Consider the following 6,618-nt stretch of genomic DNA (forward strand, 5'->3'; position numbering starts at 1 on the left):
CGGGGGATTGTTGCGCCGCAAGGCTGGCATGCCGCTTGCTAGGGTTAACACTGCATTCGCATGACATAACACGCTGCACCGCTGCCCAGGAGTACCGCCATGTCCAGTTCCGCCCTTTCCGCCCCGGTCACCATGCTGGTTACCCGGCACATCGCGCCCGAACGCTACAGCGATTTCCTGTCCTGGATGCGCCAGGGCGAAATCCTCGCGGCGGGGTTTCCGGGCTTTCTCGGGTCGGGCGTGCTGCAGCCGCCCGAAGGCGGCGACCAATATCAGATCGTGCTCCGCTTTACCGATGCGGCCAGCCTGAACCGCTGGGAAAAATCCTTGCCGCGCCGGATGTGGCTGGAACGCGGGGCGACGCTGGTGCGCGCCAGCCACGAGCACCGAGTCAGCGGCACCGACGGCTGGTTTGCGCCCAAGGCCGCCAGCGCGCCGCCGCGCTGGAAGCAGGCGGTCAGCATCTGGCTGGCCTACTTTCCGGTCCTGCTGGTGTTCTCGATACTGGTCAGCGAGCACTTGACCATCCTGCCGATATTCTGGCGCGTGTTGATCACCAGCGTGATCCTGACGCCCATCATGGTGTTTGTCTGCATCCCCGTCATCACGCGCGTGCTGCAGCGCTGGCTGCGGGCGGGTTGAAGACCGTCCTGGACCGCGCCTAGGCCGCCTTGGCGCGGCGCGTGGAGTACAGGCGATGCAGCGTGATCTTGCGCACGGCCGTCTGGCTATCCTGGATGTGGGATTGGAGCAGCCGGGCGGCGTCGGGCGCGTCGCGAGCCAGCAGCGCGCGCAGGATTGCGCCATGTTCCTCGTAGGTCGTGCCGACGCGATCGGGCAAGGTGAAATCCAGCCGCCGCACGATGCGGATGCGTTCGGTGGCGGCGCGGTGCACGCGCGATATCTCGGGATTGCCGGCCGCGGCCACCAAGTCGATGTGGAAGCGTTCATCCAGGTCGGCCAGCCACTCGCAGTCGCTGGAACGTTCGCTCTCGTCCACCAGCCAGATGTCCGCCAGCGCATGCAACGCACGCAGGGGGTCAGGCGCCTGGCCCGGCGTGCACAGCGCATGCACGGCCGCGATTTCCAGCACGCTGCGCAATTCATAGAAGTGGTCCAGCGTATTGAAGTCCAGCGGCTTGACCAGCCACCCGTTGCGCTGCCGCACCTCAAGATAGCCTTCGCGCTCCAGCCGGAACAGCGCTTCGCGCACGGGCGTGCGGCTGACTTGCAAGCGGTCCGCGATCTCGGTTTCTGTGAAGCGGTCGCCCGGGGCAAGCCGAAAATCCAGAATGTCCCGTTTCAGCGACCCGTAGGCCGTGTCGGCCAGCGTGCGTGGCATGTCGATGGCAGTGAAAGCGGTTTCCATAGCGTTGCCTTGAAAGGGAATCGGGAAAGGGGCGGTTCAGGGCGTGCGGACCCGCGACACGCCGGCCTGCTCCAGCGCATAGGCGGCGCCCAGGCAGTCGGCTTCGCGCCAGGGCGCGCCGATCAATTGCACGCCTAGCGGCAGATGTCCGTCCTGCTCGGTTTCAGGCCACGTGGGCGCCGTGCAGACCGGCAGGCCGATGCACGAGATCGGTTGCGTCAAGAGGCCCATGCTGGCGCGTGCCGGCAAAGACTTGCCCGCCAGCGTCAACCAGTCGGTCCCGACTGTGGTGGCGGAAACGGGCGTGGCGGGCGCGATCAGCACGTCATATTGATCGAACAGGGCCAGCGCTTCGCGATAGACGCGATGGCGCACGCGTTGCGCCTGCTGCACCCAGGCGGCGGGCACCAGGCTGCCTGCGACCAGGCGGTCACGGGAATGCGGTTCGTAATAGTCGTAGTGCGTGACAAGCCGGCGGCGATGCAGCGCACCGCCTTCGGCCGCGGTAATGATGAAGGCGGCGGCGCGAGCCTGCGCCGCGCCGGCCAGTTCGACCACGGCGGTGGCACCCAGCGCGTGCGCCGCGATATCGACGGCGCGGCGCGCCTGCGGGCCGGCCCATTGCGCGAAGTAGCCACCCAGCACCGCGACGCGCAAGGTGCGCACGTCGGGGCCCAGCGCAGGCAGGACAGGATCGGCGGCGTGTTGCGCACAGGCGGCGTCATCGGCGTCCGGACCTTGCAACGCGTCGTAGGCCGCGGCCAGGTCGGTAACGCTGGCCGCGAATGGCCCCAGATGGTCCAGGCTACCCACAAAGGGGAAGGACCCCGTGCGCGGCAGGCGGCCCAAGGTGGGCTTCAGGCCGAAGATGCCGCATAGCGAAGCCGGCACGCGGATGGATCCGTTGGTGTCCGACCCCAAGGTCAGCGGCACCAGACCGCCCGCCACGGCCGCGGCGCTGCCCCCGGATGAGCCACCCGCGATGCGGGTGGTGTCATGCGGGTTGCGGCATGCGCCGTAGTGGGTGTTTTCGGTGGTGAAGCCGTAGGCGTGTTCGTCCATGTTCAGCGCCCCGACCAGCACCGCACCTGCGTCGCGCATGCGGGCCACCAGCCGCGCGTCTTGCCGGGCCGGCGCGTTGGACGCGTTGACCCGGCCGCCCGCCAGCGTCACTTTGTCGGCGATGTCGAACAGGTTCTTCACCGCGTAAGGTACGCCAGCCAGCGGCGGCAACGGTTCGCCGCGGGCGCGGCGCGCATCAATGGCGGCCGCCTCCTGCCGCGCGCGCGCCTCGGTGATCGCGGTAAAGCAGTTGTAGCGAGGATCGTGTTCGCGAATGCGCGCGAGCGTGGCGTCCAGCACCGCCACGGCGCTGCGCTCGCCGCTGGCGACTTGCCGGGCGATGTCTGCGGCGGGGCCGGTCACGGGCGGAACACCGAAGCCGATTCCAGCTCCACCGGCAGCGCTTCGTCGACGAAGCTGGCCGCGATGTCGTGGATGCGCGAGAACTGCTGTACGACCTCGGCCGTGGTGGCTTCGCGCAAGGCATACCCCGACAGCGCCAAGGCGCTGCGCACATATTGGTCGATGGTTTCCTGGGTCATGGCGGACTCTCCCGGTGGACTGGATGGTGACTGGCTTGCTGACTTGCGCACGTTTACTTGCGCATGTTTACTTGCGCACTTCGCGCTGGAAAATCTCCAGGCTCAGTTTCTTCATCTGGATGAAGCTGGGTTCCGACAGCGTTTCCACGGTGCGGGGGCGGGCGTCGCCGTAGTCCAGGATTTCGGCCACGCGCGTGGGCCGCTTGGTCAGGAGCAGGATCTGGTCGGCCAGGTACACGGCTTCTTCCAGGTCATGCGAGACCAGCAGCATGGTGGTGCCGGTCTGCATGAAGACTTCCTGCAGCTTTTCTCGGATGAACAGCGTCATCTCGAAATCCAGCGCCGAAAACGGCTCGTCCAGGAACAGCACTTCGGGGCCGGGGGCCAGCGCGCGCATGATGGACGCCGTCTGCTGCTGGCCGCCCGACAGTTCATACGGATAGCGCTTCAGGTCGAATTTGACGTCGAACGACGCCACCAGCTCTTCCACGCGCGCATCCACTTCGGCCTTGCTGCGGCCTTCCAGCCGCAGCGGGTAGGCGATGTTGTCGATGGTGCGCAGCCACGGGAACATGGCTTCGCGGTAGTTCTGGAACACGTAGCCGATCTTGGTCTGCGCCAGCGACTTACCGTCGAACAGGATCTCGCCGGCGTCGATGGGGATCAGGCCCGCGATCATGTTGATCAGCGTGGACTTGCCGCAGCCGTTGGGGCCGAACACCGAGACGATCTTGCCCTTGGGGATGTCCAGGTTGAAGTCTTCGTACAGGGGCCAGCCCGCGAAATACTTGGTCAGCCCGCGGATGGTGATGTGCGTGCCCAGCGGGCCGGGCGCGAACGGCGCGGCGGCGGGGGCGGGGGCGATCACGGGGTTGATGACAGTGGACATTTATCGGCCGCTCCAGTGAACCACGCGTTTTTCCAGCATCAGGAACAGAATGTTCAGTACATAGCCCAGGGCGCCGGCCGCCAGGATCGATGCATACATCTCGCGCACGTTCAGTACTTGCTGCGCATTGATGATGCGGTTACCCAGGCCGCTGTCGGACCCGATGAACATCTCCGCCACGATCACGATCACCAACGCCATCGATACCCCGCTGCGCAGGCCCACGAAGGTCGGCTGCAGGCTTTCCCAGATCAGCACGTCCTTGAAGATCTGCCACCGCGACGCGCCCATCACGCGGGCCGCCATCACACGCTGCTTGCGCGCATTGATGACGCCATAGGCGCTGTTGAACAGGATGACCAGCACGGCGGCAAAGGCGGCGATAGCGATCTTGTTCATGTCGGTCACGCCGAAGATCATCAGGAACAGCGGGATCAGCGCGGACGAGGGCGTGGACCGGAAGAAGTCCACCAGGAATTCAACGCTGCGATACGCCTTTTCATTGCTGCCCAGCAGCACGCCCAAGGGCACGCCGATGACGCCGGCGATGATGAAGGCCTGCAGCGTGCGGTTCAAGGACGACAGGAAGTCCCACAGCAGCGGCCCCCCCGCCAGGCCCTTGACCAACGCCACGATCGTGGCGCTGGGCGTGGGCAAGAGCACGGGGCTGACCAATTGCAGGCGTACTACCAGGTCCCACACCACGAACAGCGCCAGCGGGCCGATCAGCGGCAAGAGACGGGTTCCGTTGAACCTGGCGGGCGGCTTCTTCGCCGTGGCGGCGCCGCTTGCGGTGGTTGCGGTCATGGATCAACCCTTGTAAAGCATGGCCGACACGTCGACCTTCTGCGCGAAGATGCCCTTGTCCGTGAAGAGATCGAAGAATTTCTGGAAGTACTGGATGTCGCTGGGCGTGAACTCGTTGTAGAGGGTGTACGCGGCCAGCGGCACGGCCTCGGTCATCGGGCCTTCGATGGCGGTGTAGCCCTTCATGAACGGGCGCGCCTCTTCGGGCTTGGTACGGATCAGTTCGATGCCGCGCGCATAGGCGGCGATGAATTTCTTGCTTTCCTCGGGGTGCTTTTTCAGGAAGGCGGTGGTCAGCGAGGCCGATCCGCCGAACCAGGGCGCCATCGGATCGCCCAGCACATACTTGGCGATGACGCCGGTCTCCAGCACGCGAGTGGTGCCGTTCAGGCGGCCCACGGTGCCCGTGGGCTCAAGCGTGTAGCACGCATCCAACTGGCCGGCGGCAACCGCGGCGACGTGCTGGCTGATTGCCAACTCGACCACGGTTGCCCCGGTTGCGCCGGCGCGCTCCAGTACTGCTTTGGCCAGCGTGGCGTTCTGGATGCCGGGTCCAGATCCGACCTTTTTCCCCTTGAGGTCTGCGATGCTCTTTATGGGACTGTCTTTCGCGACGATGAACTCGTCCAGCACGTTCTTGGCGTTGCTGGGGTTGGACGCGAAAATCTTGAACAGGCCGGGCGAAGCGATTTCGCCGATGGCCAGGTTGGCGGAGCCCGTGCCGTTGGCGCTGCCGTCCGCGCGGCCAGCCAGCATGGCTTCCATGACTTGCTGGGCGCCCGCGAACTTCAGCGGTTCGACGTTCAGGCCCGCTTCCTTGAAATAGCCTTTTTCGACGGCGGCGTAGAAAGGCAGGCCGGCCGCGACGGGCCAGAAGCCGATGCGGATCACCGGACCCGATTGCGCGCGCACCAGCGCGGGCGCGGCCAGGGTCGCTGCGCCCATCGCGGCCCCCTGGATCAGGCGGCGGCGGGTGGCGTTGAAGGCGTAGGGCGCATTGCGGTTGATCATGGGGGCTCCTGGTGTGCTCTCGGTGTTTCCGGTGACGGCGCTTGCCTTGTAGACAAGCTTGCATACCAGTCATCAAGCAAGACGCGTGCCAACTTGGGCGGGCGGGCTCGCTCCCTATGGCGGACGCTCGGCCGGGCGCCGGACTGGTGCCCCGCATGAACCAAATTGGTGCACGCCGCACCACTGAAGGGGACGCAACGGCGCGCGGGTCCGCATGCAAGGCGGTTAGGCGGTCGCATGGTCGCGGACCCGGGGCGTGCCGTCCCGGATGTTTGAAGCAGACGGGAAACAGGGCGCCGCCTGGCGGCGCCGGTTCTAGATTTGTTCGCGCCGCAATGCTTCAGTCGGCCAGCCGGTTGGCCAGCGGCTCGGCTTGCGTCCATCGGCGCAGGTTCGCCAGGAACAGGCCGCGCACGCGCGCGCGGTTGCCGTCCGAGAAGCCTGCGCTATGCGGCGTGACGATGGTGTTTTCCAGCGTCCACAGGGGAGATTCCGGCGGCAGCGGTTCCTGCTGGAACACATCCAGGAAAGCGCCGCCCAGCCGGCCGGCGGCCAGGGCCTCGATCAGCGCGGTTTCATCGACGACATGGCCTCGGGCCACGTTGACGATCGACGCGTGCACGGGCAGGGCGGCCAGCGCCTGGCGGTCCACCAGTTCCCGCGTGGCGGGTGTCAGCGGGCAGGCCAGCACCAGCCAGTCCGCGCCGGGCAGCAGCCCCGCCAGGTCCTTGTAGGCAACGGTATGCCGCGCCTGGGGCACGGGGGTGTCGGAATGACGCACCACCGACAGCGTCAGGCCCAGGGCAAGCAGCAACTCGCCGATGCGCTGCCCGATGCCGCCCCAGCCGACCACCACCGCATGCTGGCCTGCCAGGTCGCGCGGCGTGCGCGCGCCCAGCAGCGGGCGCCACGCGCGGTCGCGCTGGTCAGATCGGAAG

8 protein-coding genes are annotated in these 6,618 nt (G+C 66.6%); 1 reads left to right on the plus strand and 7 read right to left on the minus strand.

Features of this window, described 5'->3' with window-relative positions:
* Window positions 1-99 precede the first annotated feature (99 nt).
* Window positions 100-642 carry an antibiotic biosynthesis monooxygenase gene (locus tag HG262_RS17910; protein WP_169272293.1) on the plus strand — a complete coding sequence of 181 codons (543 nt, stop codon included), beginning with the start codon at window positions 100-102 and terminating at the stop codon, window positions 640-642.
* Window positions 643-661: 19 nt separating this feature from the next.
* On the opposite strand, the gene HG262_RS17915 is transcribed toward HG262_RS17910, so the two are convergent.
* The 7 genes from HG262_RS17915 to HG262_RS17945 all read right to left on the minus strand — a co-directional run.
* Window positions 662-1,369, minus strand: coding sequence for a GntR family transcriptional regulator (locus HG262_RS17915; RefSeq protein ID WP_169272294.1), 708 nt, complete (start codon window positions 1,367-1,369; stop codon window positions 662-664).
* A gap of 36 nt (window positions 1,370-1,405) precedes the next feature.
* Window positions 1,406-2,794 (minus strand): AtzE family amidohydrolase, encoded by a 1,389-nt coding sequence (locus tag HG262_RS17920; protein ID WP_169272295.1) that lies wholly within the window; start codon window positions 2,792-2,794, stop codon window positions 1,406-1,408.
* Complete coding sequence (locus HG262_RS17925; RefSeq protein ID WP_006225484.1) at window positions 2,791-2,973, minus strand: DUF4089 domain-containing protein; 183 nt, start codon at window positions 2,971-2,973, stop codon at window positions 2,791-2,793. Before HG262_RS17925 ends, HG262_RS17920 begins: the two co-directional genes overlap by 4 nt.
* Window positions 2,974-3,040: 67 nt before the next feature.
* Window positions 3,041-3,862 carry an ABC transporter ATP-binding protein gene (locus tag HG262_RS17930; protein WP_169272296.1) on the minus strand — a complete coding sequence of 274 codons (822 nt, stop codon included), beginning with the start codon at window positions 3,860-3,862 and terminating at the stop codon, window positions 3,041-3,043.
* Window positions 3,863-4,669, minus strand: a complete 807-nt coding sequence (locus HG262_RS17935; RefSeq protein ID WP_169272297.1) for an ABC transporter permease — start codon at window positions 4,667-4,669, stop codon at window positions 3,863-3,865.
* 3 nt (window positions 4,670-4,672) lie between these two features.
* On the minus strand, window positions 4,673-5,680 hold the full coding sequence (locus tag HG262_RS17940) for an ABC transporter substrate-binding protein (protein WP_169272298.1): 1,008 nt from the start codon (window positions 5,678-5,680) through the stop codon (window positions 4,673-4,675).
* 340 nt (window positions 5,681-6,020) lie between these two features.
* The coding region (locus HG262_RS17945) for an NAD(P)-dependent oxidoreductase (protein WP_282437038.1) at window positions 6,021-6,618 on the minus strand (598 nt) is incomplete at its 5' end.

Origin of the sequence: Achromobacter sp. Bel, assembly GCF_012928505.1 — a bacterium.
Taxonomy (GTDB): domain Bacteria; phylum Pseudomonadota; class Gammaproteobacteria; order Burkholderiales; family Burkholderiaceae_B; genus Achromobacter.